The 24,702-nt window shown below is 42.9% G+C and carries 23 protein-coding genes and 1 tRNA gene; 7 read left to right on the top strand and 17 right to left on the bottom strand.

Going from position 1 to position 24,702, the window contains the following annotated elements:
- The first annotated feature begins 11 nt into the window (after positions 1-11).
- Entirely contained in the window at positions 12-1,604 is a 1,593-nt protein-coding gene (locus PCC7418_RS11660; RefSeq protein ID WP_015226388.1) for a glycosyltransferase family 39 protein, read from the top strand.
- 19 nt (positions 1,605-1,623) lie between these two features.
- Here PCC7418_RS11660 and PCC7418_RS11655 read toward each other — a convergent pair whose 3' ends face one another.
- The 5 genes from PCC7418_RS11655 to PCC7418_RS11635 form a co-directional block, all read right to left on the bottom strand.
- Positions 1,624-2,052, bottom strand: coding sequence for an NUDIX hydrolase (locus tag PCC7418_RS11655; RefSeq protein WP_015226387.1), 429 nt, complete (start codon positions 2,050-2,052; stop codon positions 1,624-1,626).
- Between the two features lie 69 nt (positions 2,053-2,121).
- Positions 2,122-3,573: a signal recognition particle protein gene (gene ffh, locus PCC7418_RS11650; protein WP_015226386.1), complete on the bottom strand. Its 1,452-nt coding sequence runs from the start codon at positions 3,571-3,573 to the stop codon at positions 2,122-2,124.
- Between the two features lie 152 nt (positions 3,574-3,725).
- The gene (locus PCC7418_RS11645) at positions 3,726-6,473 is read right to left on the bottom strand and encodes an ATP-binding protein (RefSeq protein ID WP_015226385.1); all 2,748 of its coding nucleotides are present in this window, start codon (positions 6,471-6,473) and stop codon (positions 3,726-3,728) included.
- A 2-nt stretch (positions 6,474-6,475) separates the two neighbouring features.
- A complete protein-coding gene (locus PCC7418_RS11640; protein ID WP_015226384.1) occupies positions 6,476-6,928 on the bottom strand; it encodes a response regulator in 453 nt (150 codons plus the stop codon).
- An 85-nt stretch (positions 6,929-7,013) separates the two neighbouring features.
- Positions 7,014-8,438 (bottom strand): ATP-binding protein, encoded by a 1,425-nt coding sequence (locus tag PCC7418_RS11635; protein ID WP_015226383.1) that lies wholly within the window; start codon positions 8,436-8,438, stop codon positions 7,014-7,016.
- A gap of 57 nt (positions 8,439-8,495) precedes the next feature.
- On the opposite strand from PCC7418_RS11635, the gene PCC7418_RS11630 reads away from it, so the two are divergent.
- From PCC7418_RS11630 to PCC7418_RS11620, 3 genes are read left to right on the top strand one after another with little or no spacing between them, the layout of a single operon-like run.
- On the top strand, positions 8,496-9,677 hold the full coding sequence (locus PCC7418_RS11630; RefSeq protein ID WP_015226382.1) for an HhoA/HhoB/HtrA family serine endopeptidase: 1,182 nt from the start codon (positions 8,496-8,498) through the stop codon (positions 9,675-9,677).
- Positions 9,678-9,706: 29 nt separating this feature from the next.
- Positions 9,707-9,871: a hypothetical protein gene (locus PCC7418_RS20580; RefSeq protein ID WP_015226381.1), complete on the top strand. Its 165-nt coding sequence runs from the start codon at positions 9,707-9,709 to the stop codon at positions 9,869-9,871.
- A gap of 56 nt (positions 9,872-9,927) precedes the next feature.
- Positions 9,928-10,230: a hypothetical protein gene (locus PCC7418_RS11620; protein WP_015226380.1), complete on the top strand. Its 303-nt coding sequence runs from the start codon at positions 9,928-9,930 to the stop codon at positions 10,228-10,230.
- A 28-nt stretch (positions 10,231-10,258) separates the two neighbouring features.
- Here PCC7418_RS11620 and PCC7418_RS11615 read toward each other — a convergent pair whose 3' ends face one another.
- From PCC7418_RS11615 to ychF, 3 genes are all read right to left on the bottom strand, one after another.
- On the bottom strand, positions 10,259-11,632 hold the full coding sequence (locus PCC7418_RS11615; RefSeq protein ID WP_015226379.1) for a DUF2157 domain-containing protein: 1,374 nt from the start codon (positions 11,630-11,632) through the stop codon (positions 10,259-10,261).
- Between the two features lie 185 nt (positions 11,633-11,817).
- Positions 11,818-12,471, bottom strand: coding sequence for a Uma2 family endonuclease (locus PCC7418_RS11610; protein ID WP_015226378.1), 654 nt, complete (start codon positions 12,469-12,471; stop codon positions 11,818-11,820).
- Between the two features lie 49 nt (positions 12,472-12,520).
- Complete coding sequence (gene ychF, locus PCC7418_RS11605; protein ID WP_015226377.1) at positions 12,521-13,612, bottom strand: redox-regulated ATPase YchF; 1,092 nt, start codon at positions 13,610-13,612, stop codon at positions 12,521-12,523.
- A gap of 318 nt (positions 13,613-13,930) precedes the next feature.
- Between ychF and PCC7418_RS11600 the strand changes: the two genes are divergently transcribed.
- The gene (locus tag PCC7418_RS11600; protein WP_041596627.1) at positions 13,931-14,968 is read left to right on the top strand and encodes a Gfo/Idh/MocA family protein; all 1,038 of its coding nucleotides are present in this window, start codon (positions 13,931-13,933) and stop codon (positions 14,966-14,968) included.
- Positions 14,969-14,981: 13 nt separating this feature from the next.
- Here PCC7418_RS11600 and PCC7418_RS11595 read toward each other — a convergent pair whose 3' ends face one another.
- Entirely contained in the window at positions 14,982-16,199 is a 1,218-nt protein-coding gene (locus PCC7418_RS11595; RefSeq protein ID WP_041596246.1) for an ABC transporter permease, read from the bottom strand.
- Positions 16,200-16,291: 92 nt separating this feature from the next.
- Here PCC7418_RS11595 and PCC7418_RS11590 point away from each other — a divergent pair, with 92 nt between their 5' ends.
- A complete protein-coding gene (locus PCC7418_RS11590; RefSeq protein WP_015226374.1) occupies positions 16,292-16,630 on the top strand; it encodes a DUF565 domain-containing protein in 339 nt (112 codons plus the stop codon).
- A 55-nt stretch (positions 16,631-16,685) separates the two neighbouring features.
- Here the strand turns inward: PCC7418_RS11590 and glyS are convergent, their stop codons facing one another.
- Positions 16,686-18,839 (bottom strand): glycine--tRNA ligase subunit beta, encoded by a 2,154-nt coding sequence (glyS, locus tag PCC7418_RS11585; protein WP_015226373.1) that lies wholly within the window; start codon positions 18,837-18,839, stop codon positions 16,686-16,688.
- A gap of 145 nt (positions 18,840-18,984) precedes the next feature.
- On the opposite strand from glyS, the gene PCC7418_RS11580 reads away from it, so the two are divergent.
- Positions 18,985-19,056: transfer RNA gene (locus PCC7418_RS11580), tRNA-Asn, on the top strand.
- A 12-nt stretch (positions 19,057-19,068) separates the two neighbouring features.
- On the opposite strand, the gene queD is transcribed toward PCC7418_RS11580, so the two are convergent.
- The 7 genes from queD to cobM all read right to left on the bottom strand — a co-directional run bounded on the left by queD (position 19,069) and on the right by cobM (position 24,693).
- A complete protein-coding gene (gene queD, locus PCC7418_RS11575) occupies positions 19,069-19,452 on the bottom strand; it encodes a 6-carboxytetrahydropterin synthase QueD (protein WP_015226372.1) in 384 nt (127 codons plus the stop codon).
- A 189-nt stretch (positions 19,453-19,641) separates the two neighbouring features.
- Positions 19,642-21,108: a family 10 glycosylhydrolase gene (locus tag PCC7418_RS11570; RefSeq protein WP_235620693.1), complete on the bottom strand. Its 1,467-nt coding sequence runs from the start codon at positions 21,106-21,108 to the stop codon at positions 19,642-19,644.
- A gap of 191 nt (positions 21,109-21,299) precedes the next feature.
- The gene (gene psb27 / locus PCC7418_RS11565; protein ID WP_015226370.1) at positions 21,300-21,719 is read right to left on the bottom strand and encodes a photosystem II protein Psb27; all 420 of its coding nucleotides are present in this window, start codon (positions 21,717-21,719) and stop codon (positions 21,300-21,302) included.
- Between the two features lie 59 nt (positions 21,720-21,778).
- Positions 21,779-22,513 carry a DNA/RNA nuclease SfsA gene (gene sfsA / locus PCC7418_RS11560; RefSeq protein ID WP_015226369.1) on the bottom strand — a complete coding sequence of 245 codons (735 nt, stop codon included), beginning with the start codon at positions 22,511-22,513 and terminating at the stop codon, positions 21,779-21,781.
- The gene (locus PCC7418_RS11555; protein WP_015226368.1) at positions 22,514-23,152 is read right to left on the bottom strand and encodes a response regulator transcription factor; all 639 of its coding nucleotides are present in this window, start codon (positions 23,150-23,152) and stop codon (positions 22,514-22,516) included. It abuts the gene before it with no gap.
- A 78-nt stretch (positions 23,153-23,230) separates the two neighbouring features.
- Positions 23,231-23,653, bottom strand: a complete 423-nt coding sequence (locus tag PCC7418_RS11550) for a hypothetical protein (RefSeq protein WP_015226367.1) — start codon at positions 23,651-23,653, stop codon at positions 23,231-23,233.
- Between the two features lie 242 nt (positions 23,654-23,895).
- The gene (gene cobM, locus PCC7418_RS11545) at positions 23,896-24,693 is read right to left on the bottom strand and encodes a precorrin-4 C(11)-methyltransferase (RefSeq protein ID WP_015226366.1); all 798 of its coding nucleotides are present in this window, start codon (positions 24,691-24,693) and stop codon (positions 23,896-23,898) included.
- Positions 24,694-24,702: the final 9 nt, after the last annotated feature.

The raw sequence follows: 24,702 nt of genomic DNA, 5'->3' as shown, positions 1-24,702 counted from the left end.
ATTGATTTTTTATGATTTTTCAGCAACTGAATTGGTGGCGGATCAGTTTAGTCATTTTAATTATTTTAGGGATTTATTTACGGTTGACCAACCTTGAAGAAAAAGTGTATTGGGTGGAGGAAGTAAAAACGTCGCTGTACTCTGCTGGATATACAGAAACCGAGTTAAGTGAAGAAACACCCGTTGGGAAGGTTCTAGATGTAAGATTTTTAGAAAATTATCAAAACCTTGATTCAGAAACCTCACTTTGGCAAACGACAAAAGCGATTACTACTAATGAACCTTCTCCCCTTTACTATTTTCTCACTCGTTTCAGTATGGAGACATTGGGGAGTGAAATTAAGATTACTAGAGGACTTTCCGCAGTGATCAGTTTGGGGAGTTTACCTGCGATTTATTGGTTGAGTTTAGAAGTGTTTGCTTCCACTTTAATTGCTGAAGTTTCTCTGGGATTAGTTGCTATTTCTCCTTTCCATATTCTCTACAGCCAAGAAGCAACAGAATATAGTTTACTGACAGTAACAATTATTTTGATGAGTGCGGTTTTTTTATGGGCGATGCGTCGTCCGACTCCTTCCACTTGGTTCGCTTATAGTGGGACAGTTGCTGTAGGATTATATGCCCATCCGTTAGCAGGTTTAGTCTCTTTTGGACATGGCATTTATGCGTTATTTTCGCAGAGATGGCGTTTAAATCAAGTGATTTTAATTTATATTTTATATGCAGGTTTAGGTTTGATTCTTTTTATGCCTTGGCTCTTCATTTTGATTTTTCGTGAGAATCAGATGGCGGATTGGATGTTGCAGAATCTTCCTTTTCCTCTTTTCTTACAACGGTGGCTAATTCATATCGTCGGATCAGTTTATGATTTACAAATGGGTTACACAGAACGGTTATTTGATATCGAAAACTTTCAAGATATATCGTTAAGTTTAACTCAGGTTTGGGTTTATTTATTACTGGCTATTTTCATTTTAATGAGTTATAGTTTTTATTTTCTTTATCGCCAAGGAACGCCAGCGCAATGGTGGTTTATTCTAACTTTAATTGGAGTCACTGGTTTGGGGTTAGCCGTTCCTGATTTCGTAACAGGAGGACAACGGTCAACGATTAGTCGTTACGCGATCGCGTGTCATATTGGAGTAGAATTAACTCTCGCTTATTGTTTAGGAAGCTATCTCAAATTTTCAGTTAAAAATAACCGTAAAAATCTCTGGAAAATTATTTTTGTCGCCACCTTTACCCTCAGCCTGATTTCTAGCTTGGTTCTGCACAATGCTGCAACATGGTGGAATAAATATAGCAGTTACTATAATCATGAAGTTGCGGAGATTATTAATCAATCAGAACAATCTCTTGTGGTTGGGGATATTTCTAGAATTGCCAGAACGCTGTCTTTAAGTCATGACTTGAAACCACAAACACAATTTATCTTTTTTAATGAAACAACTCAGATCAAACTGCCAGAAAATTATCCAGATATCTATGTTTTTCGTCCCCTTCAGTCCTTGTTAGACGGTTTAAAGACTCAAGATTATTCAGTTACAGTTCGTCATGAAAAAGGCAAACTCTGGCAAGTCGAAACAGTGAACAGCACAGAATAATTGACTGTTCACTGTTGCTTTAAAGATACTCAACCATTGGTTCAGGAACGACTTTTAATTCCCCAGATCGACATTTTTCTAAATCGACCCAACGAGCAACTTTTTGGCGTTTCCCCTCATTAAAAGTGATTTCTTCAATGGTATAAAATTCAGGGTCAGCAAAATCACATTGATAAACCTGAATCACCTCATGTCCTGGTTGACCATTAAAAGAAAAGAGACTTTCGAGACAAGTTAAATATCGGATATTGGTGACTTCAGTATCCAATTCTTCTTGAAACTCTCGCTTGAGGGCTTCGTAACTGGTTTCGCCAAATTCAACGCCACCCCCTAAAGCGCGATAGAAATATTCTTCTTTTGTGGAATCATAGCCTTCGGATAAAAAAGCGCGATCGCGATCTTTAATTAAACCAAGGACTAAAAAGCGAATCTCATCAGGTTTGTGCATAACTTGTCATTAGTCATTTGTCATTAGTCATTTGTCATTGGTAACTGGTAACTGATCACTGATCACTGCTTAAAGATCACCAAAGCCTTTCTTTTTCTTCTTCTTCTTCTTCTTCTTACCACCACCGGGGGCTTGACGGAAACCGGGTTGGGGTTGACCGCCCATACCACCGCCACCGCCAAACATTCCACCAAGTCCACCACCCATACCGGGCATTCCCATTTGACCTTGTCCCATTTGCTGCATCATAGAACGCATTTTGGTGAAGTCATTGACGAGTTTGACCACATCTTTCTCTTGATGTCCCGAACCTTTCCCCACGCGACGGCGACGACTGGGAGATTTGGCTAATAATTCCGGTTCTTCCCGTTCTTGCTTGGTCATGGAGTTGATCATGGCTTCTGTGCGCTTGAGTTGGGTTTCCCCTTTCTCAATGTCTGATCCACTGAGTTTGTTCATCCCTGGAATCATTTTCATCACACTGCCGAATGATCCCATATTTTTCAGCAAGCGCATCTGTTTCAGGAAGTCATTAAAATCAAATCGCGCTTCCAACATCTTGGCTTGCATGGCTTCTGCATCTGCCATGTCGATTTCTTCTTGGGCTTTTTCCACCAAGGAAACCACATCGCCCATGCCTAAAATTCGAGATGCCATCCGTTCGGGGTAAAACGGCTGTAGCGCTTCCACTTTTTCCCCAACCCCAATAAATTTAATTGGTTGTCCCGAAACTTGACGCACAGATAAAGCTGCACCGCCCCGAGTATCCCCATCTAACTTGGTTAAAATTGCACCAGTCACGCCCACTTGTTGGTGGAAGGTATCTGTCAGACTGGCTGCTTCTTGTCCAGTCATCGCATCAACCACCAGCAAGACTTCATGAGGCGAGATTTCATTTTTAATGGCAATTAACTCTTGCATCATGTCTTGGTCAATTTGCAAGCGTCCTGCGGTGTCAACCAAGACGGTATCAATGCCTTCTGCTTTCGCTTTTTCAATCCCTTGTTTCGCCACATCTACGGGATTGGCTTCCGTTCCCATTTCAAAGACGGGAACGTCGATTTGTTCGCCTAGTGTTTTTAACTGGTCAATCGCTGCGGGACGATAAACGTCGGTTCCCACCATTAAGGCGCTGCGGTTTTGTTTACGTAGATGCAAAGCCAGTTTTGCGGTGGCGGTGGTTTTCCCCGTTCCTTGTAACCCTGCCATCAAAATCACAGTCGGTGCGGTTTCTGCTTCGGCGAGGGGAACATTACTTTCCCCCATTACCTTGACCAATTCATCATTGACAATCTTGACAAACTGTTGGTCAGGACGAACCCCAGACAGGACTTCTGCCCCTTCTGCTGCTTTTTCTACATCTGCAATGAAGCCTTTCACCACTTGCAGGTTCACATCGGCAGACAGGAGGGCGCGTCGCACTTCTTGCAGGGCGGGTTTAATATTGTTGCTGGTGATTTTATCTTGACCCCGGAGCTTTTTCCAGGCAGATTCTAAACTTTCCGATAGCGCGTCAAACATAGAACAGGTAACTTAATATGAAAATGTCTAATCTGGACTTATGATTATAGGATCTCTATCTAATTTAGCGTCTTGGCAGGAGCGCGATCGAGACTTGTTAACCAGAATCAGGGTCAGTGGGTGGATGCTATTTGTTGATGGTTCTTAAGAACTTAATATAAATGACCAGAGTGACAAGAGGATTGAGATTTGACATTTTCATCTTCTTTGACATGACGAGGAAGTTGAATTTCAAAAGAAGAGCCTTGGTTGAGAACACTATGAACGGTAATTTCTCCGCCCATTAATTCCACTAAGGAATCAGTAATGGCGAGTCCTAAACCAGTCCCTGGATATTTGCGGGTTAGGGTTTGATCAACTTGTCGAAAGGCTTCAAAAATCTGGTTTTTTTCTTCTTCTGTCATTCCAATTCCTGTATCTTGAACCATAATTTTAATCCAATTATCGGGCAATTCTGTAGCAATAACCGTCACTGATCCTTCTTCGGTAAATTTAATCGCGTTGGAGAGCAAATTAATAATCACTTGACGAATCCGATTGCTATCATTGGTTACCCAAGGATTGTTTAGTTCATACTGAAAGGTCAAAGCAATTTGTTTTTCATCGGCAAGTGATCGCAGTTCTTCTACCGTATCAGAAATAACTGTTTTTAGGTTACACCGTTCCAGACGTAATTCTAAGCGTCCTGCTTCCATTTTTGATAAATCAAGAATATCATTAATGAGAGCCAGTAGTGTTTTCCCATTACTCAAAATTCGCTCTAACATTTGAGTATGTTGGGGTTTTAAACTCTCTTTTACTTGTCGCAGCAGTAACTGAGAAAAACCAATAATTGCATTCATGGGGGTGCGTAACTCATGGGACATGGTGGCGATAAATTGGGATTTTAAACGGGCTGCTTCTAACAGTTTGATATTTTGTAATTTAATATGTCGTTGCTGTTTTTCTAACTCTTGATTTTGTTGAGCAAGAATTTTATTCTGTTGTTCGAGCCGTTCTTCTCCTTCTTCTAAACTTTTAATCAGTCTGGCATTATCGATCGCGATCGCGGCTTGTTCTCCCACTGCTTTTAATAATTTCTGATCTTCTTTATTAAACGTTGTTTCTAAAGCATCACTCGCATTTTTTTTCCAACGTCCAACGGCTAAAACCCCTAAACGCCCCGATTTTGCAGACTCAATGGCAACTCCGTACATTAAATGAGGTAAATTGTCAAGGTTTTGATGGTTCTGATAAATTTCTGGATTCCCGTCAGTAAAAACGGATTGCAAAACGCCTTTTTCTAAAGAAAAAACTTGCTTTAAATCAACCTTTTCCGTTTGTTCTCCCGCAGCAACAGTTAACATCACTTCCCGATGAGAATTATACAAAGCAATTAAACAGACTTCTGCTTGCGCGATCGTTTTATAAGTCGCTTGCGCCATTACTTTTAATAATTCGGGTAAATTACTCAGTCGTTGATTTAATAAATTCGTTAACTGTTGTAAAGTACGCAGTTGTTGTTCTTGCTCCTGTAAAATTTGAAAAGTCGTGCGTAAATTATTTGTAGCTTCTTGGGCTTCTTGATACAAACGAGCGTTTTCAATGGCTAACGCTGCTCGTTGCGCCAAATCTTCGGCTAAGGATAAATCTGCTTGGGTATAATGTCGCCCTGATTCACTGGTTGCAAATAACAGCGTCCCTAGGATTTCTTCTCCAACCGCAAGGGGAACACAAATATAAGAGCGACAATCTAATTCTTCTAAAATGCGGAGATGTTCTTGATCCACCGCCATCTCATGATTTTTTGCAGCATTGACATAAAAACAGGCATCAGAATGGTGACTCCGCAAGACGATCGCGCCACAATGATAATGAGCCTTTTCCTGATTATTGAGATACGATTGTAATTGCCAAACGAGGTTTGCTTTATTCGGGTCAACGTGCGCCACCGCAATCCGTTTCAAGCTGGGAGGATTCCCATAGACCCCTTCCCCATCCACCACATCGATCGCGCACCAGTCTGCTAAACGAGGCACAGCCAAACAGGCTAAATTTTCCAAAGTCGTGCGATAATCCAGAGAAGAAGACAACAGTTGACTGGCTTCAGCGAGAAACTGACTGCGGACTTCATTGCGTTTCCGTTCGGTAATATCAATCAAAACCCCAGACAGACGGCGGGCTTCTCCGCGATGGGTTGGTTGAGCTTTCCCTCTAGCGATACAGTAGCGATATTCCCCCGAGCTATGACGGACGCGAAACTCAACTTCTAGTTGACTGGTTTTCCCTAATACACAGTCTTCAATCGTCTTTTTCACCGTTGGACAATCTTGGGGATGAATCTGATCATAAAACCGATCTTTGTCGATTTCTCGTTCTCCTTTGGCTAAGCCAATCATTTCCAGAAGACGATCATTGCAATAGACCACCTGTGATTCAACATTCCAATCCCAGATCCCCTCATTTGATCCTTCTAAAACGAGCCGATACCGCTCTTCACTTTCCCTAAGACGCGCGTTAGCAGCTTCGGCTTCTCTTTCAGCACGATAAACCCGAATCGCGCGGTGTAGGCTTTGCGAGAGGTTTTCGGGGGAGATCTCATCCTTGGATAAATAATCGATCGCGCCCGCTTTCATCAAATCAACCGCAACTTGATGATCGCCCTGTCCCGTCAAGACCACTAATGGCAGTTTACTATACTGACTACGAATCTGTTGAATTAAACTCAAACCATCCCCATCGGGGAGACGATAATCGAGAAAGACACATTCGAGATCATCATAAGTGTTTAAGTTATTGATCGCGCTGGTACAATCATCTGCGGAAATAATTGTCAAATCCTCTTCCACGCCCTTTTTCAGAGCGCGTTGCACCGCCATGCGATCCACTTCATCATCTTCTACCAGCAAAACTTTTACCATAACTATTCATCATCGGGGTACATTGTCGGGAGTTGGCTTAACTGCCAGTATTCATCAATCACCGCGATCGTTTCCACAAATTTATCAAAAGTTACGGGTTTGAGAATATAGCCAGCCACATTGAACTTATACGCTTCTACTTTATCTCTGTCCTCATCCGATGTGGTCAGGACAATGACAGAAGTTGTTTTTAAGGATTGATCTGAACGCAGTTCATGGAGAAATTCAATCCCGCCCATTTTGGGCATATTCAAATCGAGTAAGACTAAACGGTTGTTTGGGGGAATTTTTCGCGCTCCCTCCCCTCGTAATAACTGCAACGCTTGCATGCCATCATTAGCGATAAATAATTGATGATCTTCTAAAAGATTATTTTTCTTAAACGCACGTTGCACCGTCATAACATCGACTTCATCATCTTCTACTAATAAAATATTGAGTTGTTTTTTTGACATTTTTGTTGCAACAATTAACGTCGTGGCTCTTTAGTGTAACAAGGACTACCGTTTCCCTCCCTCTACTCAAACATAGAGTTTGCAGCTATTCACCCTTTACGTATTGCTTGGGCCATGTAAAGCGAAACGTTGTTCCGTTTTCGGATTCCGATTCCACTTTAATTGTTCCGCCCTGATCGTCAAGAATTTTTTTAATAATTGCTAAGCCAACCCCTGTATTTTCTACCGTGTCTCGCGCTTGTAAAGTTTGGAACATGACAAAGATTTTCTCATGAAATTTCGGATCAATCCCTGGTCCATCGTCACGAATGCTAAATTCATAGGCGTTTTCTAATTCTTCGGCTGTAATCACCACTTTTCCATCTGAACGATGATGATGTTTAATGGCATTACTCATTAAATTTGTAAAGATTTGTTGTAGCGGTAGAGGATCGGTGACTAAACTCGGCATGGGGGAATAAATTTCAATTTTAAATTCGGCGGGTGGGGCAAGAGAATCAATAATTTCTGTTAGTAATGATTCCACATTCACGGTTTCTACTTGTGACCGCATTCGACCGACGCGGGAGTATTCTAAAATGCCATTAATAAAGGCTTCCATCCGATGAACTCTTCCTCTTAATAAGTCCATCTGATGTTGGATTTCTGGCTCTAATTTTCCGTCTAAATCTTCTTCAATCCAACTAGAAAGATTCGCGATCGCGCGTAAGGGAGCTTTCAAATCGTGAGAAACAATATAAGCAAATTGGTCTAATTCTTGATTTCTTTTTTCTAAAGTTCGAGTTGTGCGGGCTAAAAAAGAATTACTTTCTTCAATGCGATCCGTATATTGAGACAACTGATGATCTAAACTAATAAACAAATAAATTGCCCCTCCTGTTGCCCCTAAACCAACCATTAAAGCAAGCCATTGCACTTGTGTGGTTAAATTTTTCCAGTCTTCTACTTTGCTTTCTCGTTGTGCTTGAGCCGTTTCTTGTTGTTCAATAAACTGCGCGATCGCGCTTTCTAATTGCTGAAACTGACGCTCATTTTTAAGCAGTTGCTGATCCAGTTTAGACGAACTTTTTCCGAGCAATGTTGCTTCTTGACTAATCTCAATTGTTGTTTTTAAATGATGCAACTGTTGTTGAGCCAGTTGTTGAATTGTTTGCACTTGGGTTTCTTGAATCGAGCTTTCTTGGGCTAACTGTCGTAACTGCTGACTTTGATTTTCAATCGTTATTTTCGCTTGCTGATAATTCTGCAAAAATTTCTGGTTTTGGGTGACACTATAGCCCCGCACTTCGGCTTCCGCTTGTTGTAGTCCCATCAGTAAACCATTAGTAGCATTGAGAATATTTTGGCTTTTTTGTTCTTGAGTGCGAGCATTAGCAGTTTGAGATCGTAAACCAGCAATCATTAAAATTGCGGTTAGGAAACAAAGCACAGGTAGGGCAATCATAATCCCACCTCGCCAGCGCAAATTAAAAATAAACAGCTTTTTCCATTGCCGAGAGGTTTGGGTCATCTGCGACTTTCCAAAAAATTACTTACACTAGAATAAATAAATGTTAAAAGCAATCCCATGAGCCGAGCCAGTAAGCAATTAGGACTTTATTTGGGTTTACTTGCCTTAGGAGGCGTTGCTGGATTATCAGCAGGTGAATATTTTCAAGACGACTCACGACCGAAGGTTAATCTTTCCCCAGTGCAGCCGATCCAGCTTCCAGACGCTTCCTCAAGACCGACTAATCCCCCTCTGGAAAATTCTAGTTTTATTGCTAGAGCAGCGCAAACCGTTGGCCCTGCTGTGGTTCGCCTTGACTCGGCTCGAATTGTATCACAAAAGGAACAAGAGCCTTTTTATCGACGGTTTTTTGGTGAGGAATCTCCCCCAGATCGTCGGCGGGTGCGAGAAGGAACGGGATCAGGGTTTATTTTTAGTTCCGATGGTTTAGTATTAACCAATGCTCACGTGGTTGAAGATGCGGATGAGGTGAAAGTAACCTTGAAAGATGGACGCAAATTTGATGGGGTGGTTGTCGGGGCTGATCCAGTGACGGATGTGGCGGTGATTAAACTTCCGACGAATAATTTGCCGACGGTGACTTTGGGCAGTTCAGAAGCCATTATTCCAGGGGATTGGGCGATCGCGATTGGCAATCCGCTAGGCTTGAATAACACGGTGACTGTTGGGATTATCAGCGCGATCGGTCGGTCGAGTTCCCAAGTCGGGATTCCAGACAAGCGGGTGAGTTTTATTCAAACCGATGCTGCGATTAATCCTGGGAATTCTGGCGGTCCCCTTTTAAATGCCCAAGGAGAGGTCATTGGAGTCAATACAGCCATCCGCGCCAATGCAGAAGGGTTAGGTTTTGCCATTCCCATTGAACTGGCTTCTCGCATTGCCAATCAACTGGTAACGGAAGGAGAAGCAGCCCATCCCTATCTCGGGATTCGTATGATTACCCTGACCCCAGATCTTCGTAAGGAAATTAATAATTCCAGTCGCTTTGACTTGTCGGTTGAAGCCAAACAGGGCGTGCTAGTAGTGGAAGTGGTGAATAATTCTCCTGCCGATCGCGCTGGGTTTCAGGAAGGTGATATCATTTTGAACGTTGGTGGCAATGCTGTCCAAACAGGTACAGATGTCCAGCAAGCGGTAGAACTGAGCGCGATCGGTGAAGATTTAGCCGTAAAGGTCAACCGTGATGGTGAAGAGAAAACCCTAACGGTTCGCCCTGGTAAGTTTCCCGTTGATAATTAAACTTCAGTATAATAAACAAAGAAAAAACGATGACTCAACCCAGTGTTACCCCTAATACCCAAGAACCGAAGTTTGGTTTTAATAAATATGCAGAACGCCTCAACGGTCGCGCTGCAATGATTGGCTTTATCGCATTGTTACTCATTGAATTTTTTAGCGGAAAAGGCTTACTCGCTTGGTTAGGATTAGTTTGATTGTTCGTTATCGTAGAATTAGCTTTACACATAAAATCTAACGCTTGAGGACAAGCATGAATCGTTTGTTACCACACTTTATTAATCGTGCTTATCGCAAAGAACCGATTTCCGCTTTTATTTTGACCATGGGATTGGTGAATGCTGTTATTGGGGGAGTAGAAGAACGTTGGACTCTACTGACCCTTGGTTTATTAGTAGGCACAAGCGCGATCGCGCTACGATGGTGGCAAAATTATCAATATCGCCCGATTTCTCAGCGTAAAACGACAACTCGCTATCTCAAACCGTCTGAGACTTCCCGTCCCCGTCCCTTACCTCCTCTGACTAAAATGCAACGTTCTTCCCGTCGTCAGTGATCAGTGAATAAAGAACCAATTTCGATGATCATTCCTGTCGCAAATAACCTTCAAACCATAAGCCAGCGATGACAATGGCAAGACCACAGAGGAAAAAGATAATCGACTTTAAGAGTAAATCGGTTTGATACTCCAACATTCGGGAGAAGATTTGGAGGCTGAGAAATAATAAACCCGCCCAAAAGTTCAGTCGAATCCCTTGATTGAGTCCTTGTTTAATCAGCGCGATCGCGAGGAAAAAGAGAATCAGATTATAAATAACAGTGGGTAACCAGATCAGATTAAGAAAAGGCAAGCCAGCCACTGCGCCACCCGCCACGAATCCCGTGAAAAGGGTTGTCCCCGCAAATAGGGTACTGTCAACTCTTAAACGCCATGGTCGATGGCTTTGATTCCCCAAACGCCACCAATAATAAACCGTAAGACTGGCAAAAATCAGCAGTTGTACTAACGCTGCGGGATGTTGCATTGCGACTTCATTAGTGCGGTTAACTGTTGCGTCCTCCCAGATATAGTGAAAGGAAAAGAAGTAACAGACTCCCCCAAGAAATAAAACAGAGAGACGAGAAGTAACATTGTGAAATTGTAAGCGGATGTCTGATCGGAGGGGATAATATGCCCATAATAATAAAGGAGGAAGCGCGATCGCGCCTGTAAGCATTCCTCCCACCAGTAATGAAGAATCAATCAAAGATAACTCTTGGATTACGCTCACTTCTAACGCCGAAACAACTGCGACCACTCCCCAAATCAAAACCCATCGTGACCGACAAAATTCTGCGAGGGGGATGTAAAGCGCGATCGCCACTAGAGGCATATATCGCATTAATAGGGACGCATTGCCACTTGCAGCAGGATCAAAAATGCTGGGTAAGCCCCACCAGTAGCCCAGTCCAATCAGCGCGATCGCGAAAATAGCAAGCCAAGTGAACTGCAAGCCATAAGCCATCGCCAAAACGCCAATTCCCCAAACTAGATACAGTTCATAAATTGCCCCACTTTGATGGAACATTTGCGACATTAAGCCTAAATTTGCCCCCAGAATCAACGCCCCTAATAAAAGGAGTCCCTTTCCCAATCGTTGCCATTTTGGTTGCGATGACTGCCATCCCCAATAGCCCGCACTATTCACCCCAATAAACAGCGTTAAGAGTAACGCTACCCGCAGCCCTTTTGACCACCCTTGCCAGTTTGCTGCCACTAATGTGATCACACCTAAGCCGAGTAAAATTCCACCGACAGCAAATAAAATGACAACAAAACGACTTTGACTATCTGTTTCTAAAGTCTGGAATTGATAACGTTGCGCTAATTGTTGAAAAACAGAGGAGTCAATTAACCCCTCTGCTTCCCATGTTTCTGCTTCTTTTTTTAATTGTTGACGAAACTTCTCGGAAGTCATGGTGTCATTGGTGATTCACAAAAGAGAAAACCGAATTCGGAATCAAGACCGAATCACCATTATTATATGAAAACCAAAAACTCTGCTCCCCGAACAGATCCACCAAAGCCCCCGAAATCGCGGGGGTTGGGGGATTTTCAAATGAATTAGTTGCTTCTTTGTACTAGATCATCTTTGTTTTCAGATCATTGCAAAAAGTCTTGATGTTCTCTGCTGGTTAATCCCTCTTGTAGCGTCATCATGACTGATTGCATTTCCCCAGCAATTAAGGCAACTTGATTTAACCGTAGCCCTGGAAAAACTTGGCTGTCAATGATTCCCTTTTCATTGGGAGTCAGAGATAGATAATTTCCTTGTTGCAAGTAAAACCAATCCAACTGTTGTTCCATTACTCGCCACACTAGGTATTCTTTAACCCCATTACGACAATAAACTTGTTTTTTCTCATAGAGATCAATAGAAGCACTACTAGCTGCAATTTCAATAACCATCTCTGGCGCACCAACAATGTAACCCGCTTCATCAATGGAAGTTTGACCGCCACGGTTAGAATCAAGAAGTAAAACGGCATCAGGTTGAGGCTCATTATCTAAATCGAGCTTAATCGTTGCATTATCCCCTAAACGAACCCCAGGTGTTGCAATTTTATAGTTCCAAAGCCATCCGATTAAATTGGCGTGCGGTTCAGCATGAGGTTCAAATCTAAGCGGGGATGCCATATAGACTTTTCCTTCAATTAATTCTGCCTTTTTGAGGTGAGGCATTTTCTGATAACGTTCCTCAAATTCCTGACGGGAAAGTCGATCACCGTTTTCGAGAATGGGAGTCGAAATTTTCATAGGAAACAGCACTTTTGCAAGATTATATTTTCATTTGAGTGATGATTTTTTAAACATTAAAGCGAAACTCAATCACATCCCCTTCTTGCACCACATAATCTTTTCCTTCCGAACGGATTAAACCTTTTTCTCTCGCTGCTGCATAAGATTGGATTTCCGCTAATTTCTCATAACTAATAGTTTCAGCACGAATAAAACCGCGTTCAAAATCTGAGTGAATGACACCCGCAGCTTGGGGGGCTTTCATACCAGCACGAATCGTCCAAGCCCGAGTTTCGGTTTCTCCTGTGGTGAGATAGGTGCGAAGTCCTAATAAATCATAGGTGGCTCGAATTAGAGATTGTAACCCCCCTTCTTCTACTCCTAAAGATTCTAAAAAGTCTGCTTTTTCTTCATCAGAAAGTTCAATTAATTCTGACTCCACTTGTGCCGAAATGACGACCACAGACGAGTTTTCTTTCGCTGCTAATTCTCGCACTTGTTCAACGGCTTGATTACCAGTGGCGAGATCATCTTCTGAAACATTTGTGGCATAAATAATTGGTTTTTTGGTCAATAAACCCAAGGGTTTGATGAGGTCTTCTTCATCTTCAGTAAGTTCTACTTGACGAGCCGTTTTCCCTTCATTAATCGCTGCTGCCAGTTTTTCTAATAGTTCTAATTCTACTTGTGCGTCTTTGTTTTTCTTCGCTTCTTTACGGGTGCGAGCGATGCGTTTTTCAATTTGGGCTAAGTCCGCTAACGCTAATTCTAAATTAATCACTTCAATATCACGAACGGGATCAACTGAACCCGAAACATGGACAATATCGTCATTTTCAAAACAACGGACTACATGAACAATCGCATCCACTTCCCGAATATTAGCCAGAAATTGGTTACCAAGCCCTTCTCCTTGACTTGCTCCTTGCACTAACCCCGCAATGTCCACAAATTCGATACGAGTGGGAACAATACGCTGAGAATTAGAGATTTTAGCAAGGACTTCTAAACGTTCATCAGGAACTGCAACTACGCCCACATTCGGTTCAATCGTACAAAAAGGGAAATTAGCTGCTTCTGCCTTAGCATTGGCAACAAGGGCGTTAAAAAGGGTTGATTTACCGACGTTGGGGAGTCCGACAATTCCTGCTCTGAGCATTTTTGTTATTTGTTATTTGGTCACTGGTAACTGGTCACTGGTCACCGTTTTGTCCCTTCAATTATCTATGATCGCTGTTGAATACGCAATTAATGGACGGCAAAAAAACTGACACAGGTTATTTACATTCGTTAATCTTCTTTACGGATAATGCCTCTGGCAGATTTTTTTACATTTTTGGCGGAATTTTTGCTTAATTTGGGGTAAACCGTTTATTCTGCTAGAGAAACGAAGGTTTTTTGTTATTTGTGTGGTGGAGGATTTTTTCTCGTGAGTCATCAAAATGGGTTTTCGCAAGGAGAACTAGAGGCAAACCACTTGTCTCGCAATGGAAATCATCAAGCCTTGCGAGTGGGAGTGATTGGTGTTGGGAATATGGGACAGCATCATACCCGTGTTTTGGGTTTGCTGAAGGATGTCGAGTTGTATGGGGTTGCAGATATTAATGTTACCCGTGGCTTGGATATCGCCAGTAAGTATCGGGTACGCTTTTTTGAAGATTATCAAGATTTGCTTGCTTGCGTCGATGCGGTTTGCATTGCGGTTCCCACACGATTACATTATCAAGTGGGGTTGCAGTGCTTAAAGGCTGGAGTTCATGTTTTAATTGAAAAACCGATCGCGGCGAGTATTGAAGAAGCGGAATCGCTCGTGAATGCAGCAGCAGAAAATAACTGCATTTTACAAGTGGGACATATTGAACGCTTCAATCCTGCGTTTCAAGAATTGAGTAATGTTTTGAAAACTGAGGCGTTATTGGCAGTAGAAGCCCATCGCATGAGTCCTTATTCCCAGCGAGGCAACGATGTCTCAGTTGTTCTCGATTTGATGATTCACGACATTGATTTATTGTTAGAGTTAACAGCAAGTCCAGTGGTTAATTTAACCGCCAGTGGAACCAAAGCAGAAGACTCGGGTTATTTAGATTATGTTACTGCTACTCTCGGGTTTGCCAATGGCGCGATCGCGACGTTAACTGCAAGCAAAATTACTCACCGTAAAATCAGGAATATTTCTGCCCATTGTAAAAATGCCTTAATTGAAGCAGATTTCTTAAATAATGAAATTCTCATTCATCGCCAAACCACTGCCGATTATACGACCAATTACGGACAAGTGTTATATCGTCAAGATGGACTGATTGAAAAAGTTTATACTAGCAAGATTGAACCCCTCCACGCCGAATTAGAGCATTTTGTGAGTTGTGTGCGAGGAGGAAACCAGCCCTCTGTTGGTGGCGAACAAGCCCTGAAAGCCCTTCGTTTAGCCAGTTCAGTAGAAAAAATGGCAATGGATGGTCAGCCTTGGGAAAGTCAGGTTCAAGAGGGAATAACTATTTCGACATCGAATTGTTAATGATTTATGACTTTTAAGCACTTCTGAGAGCAACAATGGGATCTAGCTTAGCCGCTTGACGAGCGGGAATTACCCCAAAGGATAAGCCAATACCAGCAGAAACACTCACAGCAACAATTACCGCAGCAACAGAAATTTGAGCAGGTAAGGGTGAGGTCATTCCCGCTAGGATGACAATTCCTCCACCAACGATTGTCCCAAAAAAACCTCCTAAGACAGCAAGAATTGTGGCTTCAATTAAAAATTGCGTGAGGATATCTTTTTCTCGTGCGCCTAGAGCTTTACGGAGTCCAATTTCTTGGGTGCGTTCAGATACAGAAACGAGCATAATATTCATGACCCCAATCCCCCCTACTAAAAGTGAAATTCCCGCGATCGCTGCCAGCATCGCTGTTAAGCCACCAGTGACGGTTCCGACAATATTCAGAACATCTTGTTGAGTTTGTACGCTAAAGTCGTCCTCGCCAGTAATTTTATGTCGCAGTCGTAGTAAGTTTTGGATTTGAAATTGAGCAGCCCGAATACTACTTTCATCTTTTGCTGAAACGGAAATAAAGGTTAAGTTAATCCCATAAACGGAGCGACTGCCAACAATTTGATTCGCCATTGTTGTGAGGGGAATATAAACCGTATCATCTTGGTTATTGCCTAAAAAAGCACCTTTGGGTTTCATGACCCCAATGACTTTAAAGCTAGAGTTTTTAATCCGAATTTGCTTACCAATTGGATTCTCTAAACCAAAAAATTGATTGGCAATATCAGCCCCTAAGGCAACCACCCGACTATTTTTTGCCAAATCTGTCTCGCGGATGAAACGACCTTTTGCCACCTCAAAACTGCGTACACCTAGAAATTCTGGTGTCACTCCAAACACCGAATCACTACTGTTTTTATCTCGATAGGTAATCACTTCATTACTGGTAATTTGAGGGGCAACTGCTTCAACCGTCGGAACTTGTTCCGCGATCGCCTTGGCATCTTCATAAACCAGTGTTTTCGGTGCATCAAAGGTGGTTTGGCGTTCTTCCCGAGACCCTGGTGTCACAAATAATGTATTAGGACCCAAGGATTGAAACTCACTTTTTGCCAGTTCTTGTGCGCCCTGTCCAATACCTACCATAGCAATAACAGAGGCATTGCCAATAATAATTCCTAGCATTGTCAGGCTACTACGGAGTTTATTGGCGGTGAGGGTCGCAGTTGCCATGCGGATGGTTTCAATTAGTTGCATGGTGATTGATCGGATTAAAATTAAATTGACGGTTAGAGAAAGTATCATTCCTAACCCGATACTATTATAGATAAAAGTCTTTAAATTTAACGATGCAGAAGACCCGCTTAAATTTATTATTCAGCAACTTATCCAGTCAAGTGCGCCAGTTTTTTGTTAATCCTTGGCGCAAAATTACTTCTTTATTAATTAGTTTACTCCTCGGAATTTTTATGGGAATTGCCATTGTTACCAGTGCTGGTCAAAATGGACGTTTAGATATTATTGTTGCTGCACTCTTGCTGATTTTAACTGAGGTGCTGAGTTGGTTTGTCTATCGGCAAAATTTGGAACAGAATGAACAAAGATCGGGGTTAATTGAAGTCATGAATACGTTTAAAATTGGCTTGGTTTACAGTTTATATATCCAAGCCTTTGTTTTAGGGTCTTGATGGGTTAGTCATTCGTCATTGGTTGAGAATGTCCCTCGCTAGTCCAGGAATTACTTTAATTTGATTTAACAATTTGTCCAAAGTCGGCTAAAACTCGGGCATGATTTCGCAATAATCCCAATAAGGAAAGACGATTTTGCTGAATGGCTGGATCTTCTGCCATCACTAGCACGCTATCTTCCCCATCAAAGAAGGTGCTGACGGTGGGTGTAATTGCGGCTAAACCATCGACTAACTGCTGATAGTTGCGGTTTTCAAAACTCGCTTGGGTTTTGGGAAGTAGTTTGATTAATGCTTCATAAAAGGCTTTTTCTGAGTTTTGTTCAAATAAGTCAGGATTAACCACTCCTTCAGGATTAAGGGTTTGCGTGTCAAGGTTTCCTTTTTCTGCTAAACGAGTGGAACGGTTGACGGTTTCGTAAATTGTGTCTAAGACTTGATTATCTCGAATCTCTTGCAGGAATTGTGCCCTCGCTTGGACATCTAAAACAGCAGTTAGCGCCCGTTGAGTGTATTCTTCATCGTTTTCGCCTAAAACAGCATTGATCAGGTCATAATCAATATTTTTCTCGGCTAAGAGGGTACGTATCCGCTGCAAGAAGAAGTCTTGGAGTTGGGAGAGTAAAGTTTTAGTGTGTTCACTTTCCCCAAAGGTTTGAATAAAGTGATCAACGCCTTGTTTGATGAGTTGCTGGAGATTTAAAGGAAGATTATGACCCCAAATAATACTCACGATACCATTGGCTGCGCGACGAAGGGCAAAGGGATCCGATGAGCCACTGGGAATCATTCCTAAGCCAAAAATACTGACGAGAGTGTCCGCGCGATCGCTGATGGCAACGACTTGAGCAACACTGTGATCAGGAAGATCATCATCTGCCCCTTTTGGAAGATAATGTTGAGAAATTGCAGTTGCAACAGCTTCGTCTTCATGGCTAGCACGGGCATATTTTTCTCCCATAATTCCCTGTAATTCAGGAAATTCACCGACCATTTGGGTGACAAGGTCAGCTTTGCACAGTTGTGCAGCCCTTTGAATTTGTGTTTGTTCGGTTTCTGATACCTGTAGCTGTTGTGATACCCAACTGGCATACTCTTGAATGCGTTTGGCTTTGTCGCCCACTGATCCGAGTTTTTCTTGGAAGGTTACAGTATCGAGTTGGGGAACATAGTCCGCAAGGGGTTTACTGAGATCGGCGTTGTAGAAGAATTGACCATCGGCTAAACGGGCGCGAATCACTCGTTCATTTCCGCGAGTAATGATCTCGGCTTTATTGGGGTCGCCATTGGCTGCGGTAATAAAGTAAGGCAGCAATTCTCGGGCGGTTTCATCTTTCCAGACGGGGAAGTAGCGCTGGTGGCTAATCATTTCGGTGGTGATGACTTCTGGGGGAAGATCGAGAAACTCGTCATCAAATTTGCCAGTGACGACAAAGGGAAACTCGACTAAGTTTGTTACTTCACTGAGTAAGTCTTGATTTAAATCTGCGTATCCACCTTTTGCCTGGGCTTCAGTTTGGACTTGTTGCGCGATCGCGCGTTTTCTGACTTCGGGGTCAACGGTAATTTTGGCCTCGGCTAAAGTCTCCACATACTTTTCTGGATGGGGAATGGCAATTTCTCGGGGAGATAACACCCGATGACCCCAAGATAAGTTACTCCCTTGAATCGTCTCTGATCCATTTTCTAGGGCTACGGGTAGCACTTGTTCATCTAATCGGGTGACTAACCAGCGAATCGGACGGGGAAAGCGCAAATCGCCGTCACCCCAGCGCATAAACCGTTTTCCTTCAAGGTTAAAAATCCAATCTGGGGTCAATTCCTGCAAAATCTCGGCAGTTTTGCGACCTGTGATGACTTTTTTGATAAAAACGAAGTCTCCCTTCTCCGTTGGGCGAATTTCTAGGTCTTCGAGGGCGACCCCTTGTTTTTTGGCGAAACCTTGGGCTGCTTTCGTGGGTTCTCCATCTTTGAAGGCTGCGCTGGCGGGGGGGCCTTTGATTTCTTCCTCGCGATCGGCTTGTTTGTCGGGTAAGCCTGTGATGACCACTGCTAAACGGCGGGGTGTCCCGTAAACGTTAATCGTTTCGGGGGTTAAAAACTGTTCTTGTAGCGTCTTGGGAATCTTGGTTTCCCATTGCGCGATCGCGCTTTCAACAAAATCTGCGGGGAGTTCTTCCGTGCCAACTTCTAAAAGAAAACTTACCATGAGAGAGCCGTCCAAAAGTCCGTTACAACAGTCTAGCAAGTTGTGGGTTCATTGCGGTGAGAAAAAAAATTTCAGTAACCCCTTGCCAAGTCTAGAAAGCTATGTTTATAATGTATAACTGTTGCTGAAAAAGCGAAACACACAATCCTCAGTAGCTCAGCGGTAGAGCGGTCGGCTGTTAACCGATTAGTCGCAGGTTCGAATCCTGCCTGGGGAGTTTTTAATGAATTCAATCATGAGATTTTGTATATCGACATCCTGAGGTGCAGGTTTCTTGAATTTCTACTGCATAGAGATGAGGAAGACCCGCTGCTTCTAATTTTTCAAAAATCCATTTTGCAATTTCTTCACTGGTGGGGTTCGTTAAGCCAGTGCTTTCATTGAGATAGTAATGATCTAGATATTCGTCTAATAAAGGCTGAATATACTTTTTAATTTCACCATAGTCCATCAACATTCCTTGTTGTGACCCTTCTGTGATGAGATGCTGTGCTTTGAGATAAACTCTCCCCACCCAGCTATGTCCATGTAAACGACGACATTTTCCCTCATGATGAAATAATTGATGGGCTGCTTCAAAAGAAAACTCTTTGTAAATAATCCACTCATCCATAATTGATTCGCTGAGTTTGATCTATAGTGCTACTCATTCAGGTGTTTGACAGATCGAAATTCCAAAACCAAGTCATCCCTTACCTTTCCCTTTTTACCTTGAGATTGGTTCTGTTGAGCCAAGGGATTGCAACCCGTGACGAATCCTGCAAACACGATCGCAAGCGGTCGTTTCATAGAGAAAACCAAATTAATTATTACCTAAAGAACAGAATTTACGATCGCGATCGCGCTGGGGAAACTGCCAAGAGTAAGCAAAATGACTTACCCCTTTAATTTGTGGCACTCTGCGCCGAATCGCTTCCATTTGCACTTCTAATGGGGGACGGTCTTTATAAACCCTTCCCCATATTCCAGCTAAAGCAGGGACAACTTCCAACTCTGAATCCGCAACACTGATCGTCCGCCGAACTAAATCCACAATACAATTTGCTCGACCACACACCGCATAGGACATGGGATGCCATTGTTCTAATTGATTAAATCTTGTCCACGGTTGTAACCTCGAATCAAACCCTTGTTGTCCGACAACGCGATTCGCATCCGGGAAAAATACCGCACCACTGGGAATCCCTTGGGTTTGCACTTGATCGGTTACTAACGTCAGAAAATCAATCACCCCTTGCGCTGCATGAGCCACACTTAAATACCATAATTGTTCTTGGAGTAAGGTTTGACGCGCCTCTAAACTCATCTCACTTTCTGCTGGATCAACATTCCGTCCTTGCCATAAAGGGGGGGTTTCTTTGGGTTCAATCCCATCGACGGTTCTCACATCATTGGCGGTGATATAGCCTTGTTTGACAAACTGTTGAATCAAAAACTGTCCTTTGTCATTCAAGGCGCGATTGAAGAGAGTATTCAAAGCTGCATCGCTATAGATCCAAAGGTTTTTAACTCCTGATACCACCGATTCAGTCCCTGTGCTACGGGGATAACGAATATAGTCAAATAGCACCCCGTCGGGTTGACGCTTTAAGACTTCTGATAACATTTGCAGATAGTCCCGTCTGGCTTGTGGGTTGTAGGGATCGACAAATGCTTTTTCGTCTTCACTTTCATTAGAAAGATTGGTTTCCCCATAACCATTACGAGCCAACACCTCAGCGCGATCGCTGCGTTGGGCATAAGTATAGCCGAAATTGAGACTAAATAGCCAAGCATAAACTTTTAAGTTTCGTTCATGCCCTTTGGCAATCGCCTCCGCCAGTAAATCCCGATCTCTGACCGAAGGCGAACGCAAAACAGAATCCCAAGCCGTCCTATTTTCACTGGCGGGTAATAACACCTGTCCACTATAAAAAACTTCTAAATAGACCTCGTTATATCCAGAATCAACAATGTGGTCTAAGATTTCTTCGACTCTTCCTGGTAAAGTATCGCAGGGATAAAGTCTTAACCAAATCGCTTGTGTAGAGGGCCAAGCTTGATCTCGACAGTTGATCAGTTGTTCGCCGTGGCGTTGAATTAACTGTTGATATTGTGTTTCTGCATTCCCATTGCCCTTAAAGGCTTGGTTACGGAGTTGATCTTTTTGCGCGATCGCGCGATCGTCAAATCGACAATAATTATTGCTTTGTGCAGCACGAACGGGTAAGAAAGAATGAGTACCTATGACTAAACTCGCCGTCAAAATTACCAATAAAAGCAGTCGCAATAGACTATACGGGGAGATGAACGAATGCGATTGGTTGTACATGAAAGCAATCCTTTTTATATCCGTTTGGTTTTACGGCGACTTCTATAATTGGTTCTTGGTTCATAGTTTGACTATCACTCGTGTCCCCAAGAACCAATAACCAATAACAAAAATTAAGAATCTACTTCAACAATCCCAGAAGTGCTGCACTAGGCTTCTTCTCGTCGTAACGCCCGTTCCACTTGTGCAAACTCCTGAGACACCCGATCCTTCACTCTTTGCGGAATGGGGCGTGTGGCATAAGCGGACGTATAATAGTTAGCTAAGGCATTAAGAGCCGTTTGCATGGTGGTAAAAGAGCGCAGTCCAGCAACTTCTTCATCGCGACGATAACGGGCTGCATAATCATTAAGTTGCTCACGGGCTTTGGCACGGATTTCTTCCCGATTGGGATCATCTACTGAAATTTCTAAGGTTGTCCGTAGGGTTTCCAATACAGTGAGAGTATCTTGACGATAATTTCCTGTTAAACCCGTATCAGCACCGCTACAGCCAGCTAAGCCCACCACACTAATCATCACGACAAGGGTTAAAGTAAGCAATCGTTTAAGCATTGATTTTATAAACATCAGTTAAGTCTCAAAATTTCTGTAGCCAGATTTTACCATTTTTTATCAATGACTAATGACTAATGACTACTGACTAATTCTGCTTTCCCTAAAAACCTAATCCCTTCCGTTGCATTTTCAAAGCGATAGGGAAGAACTTCTACCCCTTTTTCGATGGCTGCTGCTAAAAGTTCCGCATATTTTGGATCAGCCGTTTCCCCTACACTAAAATGAGTACAGTCACCGCGATTAATAAAGTACAACATAATGGGATGCGCTTCTGGTAATAAAGCCATCAACTCTCGCAAATGTTTTTGACCGCGAGTGGTCACTGTATCTGGAAAAAGAGCGTTTGTTTCTTTTGCCCAAGTGACATTTTTTACCTCTAAATAAATCGGTCGATCTTCTTTTCCCGTTAATAAAAAATCAATCCGACTTTTGTGATCTTTCCCATAGCGCACTTCTGGACGAACTGTTTCATAACGATGGGCGAGATCTGGTAAAAGATGATTCTCTAAAGCTGATTTAATCACCCGATTCGGTAAGCTAGTATTAATCCCGACCCAAGTGGGAACAGTATCATTCACTTGAATGGCTTCCCAAGTATAGGCGTGTTTGCGCTTAGGATTATCGCTGTAAGAGACAAGCACAGGGCTACCCGGGGTAGAAACCCCTATCATGGGGCCAGTATTGGGACAATGGGCGGTAATCACTTCTCCTGATGACAGTTTAATATCAGCGAGAAAGCGTTTATAACGTTTAATTAGCGTTCCAGCTTGGCGGGGAGAGTAAGAATAAATTAGGTCTGCAATCATTTAGGGGATTAGGTGGTGTTTCAAAGCAAAACTGACCAATTCCGCGCGATTATTGGTTTCAGTCTTCCTTAAAAGGCTACTGACATATTTTTCCACAGTTCGGGGACTCAAATGTAACTGGTGTCCCATTTCCGTATTAGATAGCCCTTGGGTTAAAAGTTCTAAAACATCGGTTTCCCGTTGGGTAAAATGGAAATCCTCTTGGTCTTCTTCTGGTAATGACGCTGGATGGGAGGGAGAGTGAAAGGCTTGTTCGGATTGAGCCATCTGCGATCGCGCTAACAGATTCTGAATCACCGCCCCCAACTCCTCCATTTCAAAGGGCTTAGGCAGATAGACATCACAGCCTGCTTGATAACCTCGCACGCGATCGGCAGTTGTCCCTCGTTCGGTTAGAAAAATGACGGGTAAAAGGCGGAACTCGGGACGCTCTCTCACCGTTTGAATCAATTCAAACCCATCCTTTTTTGGCATTTTGATATCCGCGACAATCAAATGAGGATGATATTTTTCGAGTTGCTCGAGTGCTTCATCACCATTTTTAGCAGTGATCACACTGTAACCTAAAAGTTCTAAATAGTCTTGTACGGCAAGTTGAATTCCGGGATCATCCTCCGCAACCAAAATCAGTAAGGGCATAGTCACCTGTTAAATTAAGACACCACTTGTCCTTGGTGCTTTAATTTTAAGGCATTTTGATCAAGTGTCTAATTTCAACTAGGCTCTGCAAACTTCTTTTTGCACCCAATCAAGGTTATAGGGAAATGGGGGGGGTAAGGGCTGATAGTCTTTCGGGTGCGGTTGACCGTGCCTCAAGACGGCGTTCACTAAAACACACTTTTCCGAGTAGGGATTAATAGCAGTATGGGGAATTCCGGGGGGAATCTTGACCACTTGCGGGCAGCGATCGCGCAAATGAATATATTGATATTGACGGTTTTGTAAGACCACCAGAATAAACGCACCCCGTACCACTAATAACTGATCCGTTTGGAAATGATGCACAAATAAATCATCAACGCTATTGGCAGGAATCTCCACCAGCATGGTTTCATTGCTGGCTTGCGGAGTATAAAATTGAGACATTCCCCCTTGGATGGAGTCTAGAGCATAAATCTCAACACCACTGACTAAACTCATTATTCATCCTCCTGATGGCGATTATGCTTCAATTCTAGGTCTATGAATGCTAAGATTTATGACAAAAATTATACGAAATAGTCTTTTTATGTATTTTTTATCCCCATCAAGCTAGAGGCTTCCTAGTCACAAAAATCCTTTTAGCAACAGCAGCCTTCTCTGCTCAAGCTATCCCTTTCGCCCCAAGGGAGTTTGAAAGTCAAGATTTTTCCAATTTTGATCCCTCTGGAATGACCTCAATCTTATACTGAATGAAGGTCGCTCCTCGATTGTTTGCTTTGTCGGAACAGATGGGAGTGTTCTGGATGATAGAGTTGAGATCGCGCTGCCACTTGTTTTCCAGCTAAAGCCGGACTGATTAGATACATAGTTGTCCGAATTAAATCTTCCTTGCGAGAGATTTCTGCCATTTCCTTCAGGGGAACAACCCGAATTTTCTCATCTTCCCAACCCAGACGATAGCAAATGGCAACAGGCGTATCTTCGGGATAATATTCTAATAACTTGGCTTGTGCATTTTCCACATGACGGGCTGCTAAATAGAGAGCTAAACTCGCCTTATGAGCAGCCAGAGAGGCTAATTCTTCCGCTTCTGGTACCGAGGAGGCCCGTCCGCTAATTCGCGCTAAAATAATGGTCTGCACCAGCCCTGGAACCGTTAATTCGACTCCCAACTTCGCTGCTGCATCCTGAAAGGCACTAATTCCAGGGATTAATTCCACAGGAACATTTGCTTCTGCTAACGCTTGCATTTGTTCATGGATGGCACTATAAAGCGTTAAATCTCCCGAATGAAGACGCACCACTGATTGATTGTTCCGAACTTTTTCAATCATCAACGGAACAATATCTTCTAAGGTTTTACTTCCCGTCGGGATTAATTTTGCATCAGCGCGAACATCCTTTAATACTTGCTTGGGCACTAAAGAATTGGCATATAAAATAACATCCGCTTGATCTAAAATTTTCTTTGCTTTAATCGTCAGTAACTCAGGGTCACCTGGACCAGCCCCAACAATATAAACCGCAGGTTTGAGCATAATTGATCT

Source organism: Halothece sp. PCC 7418 (assembly GCF_000317635.1).
Classification (GTDB): domain Bacteria; phylum Cyanobacteriota; class Cyanobacteriia; order Cyanobacteriales; family Rubidibacteraceae; genus Halothece.
Note: the sequence above shows the minus strand (reverse complement) of the source record. Positions and strands in the feature narration are given on the sequence as shown.

Excerpts from the sequence above, each read along its gene's own strand:
- PCC7418_RS11655 (WP_015226387.1), bottom strand. The coding sequence starts at position 2,052 with ATGCACAAACCTGATGAGATTCGCTTTTTAGTCCTTGGTTTAATTAAA.
- psb27 (WP_015226370.1), bottom strand. The coding sequence starts at position 21,719 with ATGTTTATAAAATCAATGCTTAAACGATTGCTTACTTTAACCCTTGTC.
- PCC7418_RS11640 (WP_015226384.1), bottom strand. The coding sequence starts at position 6,928 with ATGTCAAAAAAACAACTCAATATTTTATTAGTAGAAGATGATGAAGTC.
- PCC7418_RS20580 (WP_015226381.1), top strand. The coding sequence starts at position 9,707 with ATGACTCAACCCAGTGTTACCCCTAATACCCAAGAACCGAAGTTTGGT.
- PCC7418_RS11620 (WP_015226380.1), top strand. The coding sequence starts at position 9,928 with ATGAATCGTTTGTTACCACACTTTATTAATCGTGCTTATCGCAAAGAA.
- glyS (WP_015226373.1), bottom strand. The coding sequence starts at position 18,839 with ATGGTAAGTTTTCTTTTAGAAGTTGGCACGGAAGAACTCCCCGCAGAT.
- PCC7418_RS11590 (WP_015226374.1), top strand. The coding sequence starts at position 16,292 with ATGCAGAAGACCCGCTTAAATTTATTATTCAGCAACTTATCCAGTCAA.
- ffh (WP_015226386.1), bottom strand. The coding sequence starts at position 3,573 with ATGTTTGACGCGCTATCGGAAAGTTTAGAATCTGCCTGGAAAAAGCTC.
- PCC7418_RS11645 (WP_015226385.1), bottom strand. The coding sequence starts at position 6,473 with ATGGTAAAAGTTTTGCTGGTAGAAGATGATGAAGTGGATCGCATGGCG.
- queD (WP_015226372.1), bottom strand. The coding sequence starts at position 19,452 with ATGGATGAGTGGATTATTTACAAAGAGTTTTCTTTTGAAGCAGCCCAT.
- ychF (WP_015226377.1), bottom strand. The coding sequence starts at position 13,612 with ATGCTCAGAGCAGGAATTGTCGGACTCCCCAACGTCGGTAAATCAACC.
- sfsA (WP_015226369.1), bottom strand. The coding sequence starts at position 22,513 with ATGATTGCAGACCTAATTTATTCTTACTCTCCCCGCCAAGCTGGAACG.
- PCC7418_RS11610 (WP_015226378.1), bottom strand. The coding sequence starts at position 12,471 with ATGAAAATTTCGACTCCCATTCTCGAAAACGGTGATCGACTTTCCCGT.
- PCC7418_RS11595 (WP_041596246.1), bottom strand. The coding sequence starts at position 16,199 with ATGCAACTAATTGAAACCATCCGCATGGCAACTGCGACCCTCACCGCC.
- cobM (WP_015226366.1), bottom strand. The coding sequence starts at position 24,693 with ATGCTCAAACCTGCGGTTTATATTGTTGGGGCTGGTCCAGGTGACCCT.
- PCC7418_RS11660 (WP_015226388.1), top strand. The coding sequence starts at position 12 with ATGATTTTTCAGCAACTGAATTGGTGGCGGATCAGTTTAGTCATTTTA.
- PCC7418_RS11615 (WP_015226379.1), bottom strand. The coding sequence starts at position 11,632 with ATGACTTCCGAGAAGTTTCGTCAACAATTAAAAAAAGAAGCAGAAACA.
- PCC7418_RS11630 (WP_015226382.1), top strand. The coding sequence starts at position 8,496 with ATGAGCCGAGCCAGTAAGCAATTAGGACTTTATTTGGGTTTACTTGCC.
- PCC7418_RS11550 (WP_015226367.1), bottom strand. The coding sequence starts at position 23,653 with ATGAGTTTAGTCAGTGGTGTTGAGATTTATGCTCTAGACTCCATCCAA.
- PCC7418_RS11555 (WP_015226368.1), bottom strand. The coding sequence starts at position 23,152 with ATGCCCTTACTGATTTTGGTTGCGGAGGATGATCCCGGAATTCAACTT.
- PCC7418_RS11635 (WP_015226383.1), bottom strand. The coding sequence starts at position 8,438 with ATGACCCAAACCTCTCGGCAATGGAAAAAGCTGTTTATTTTTAATTTG.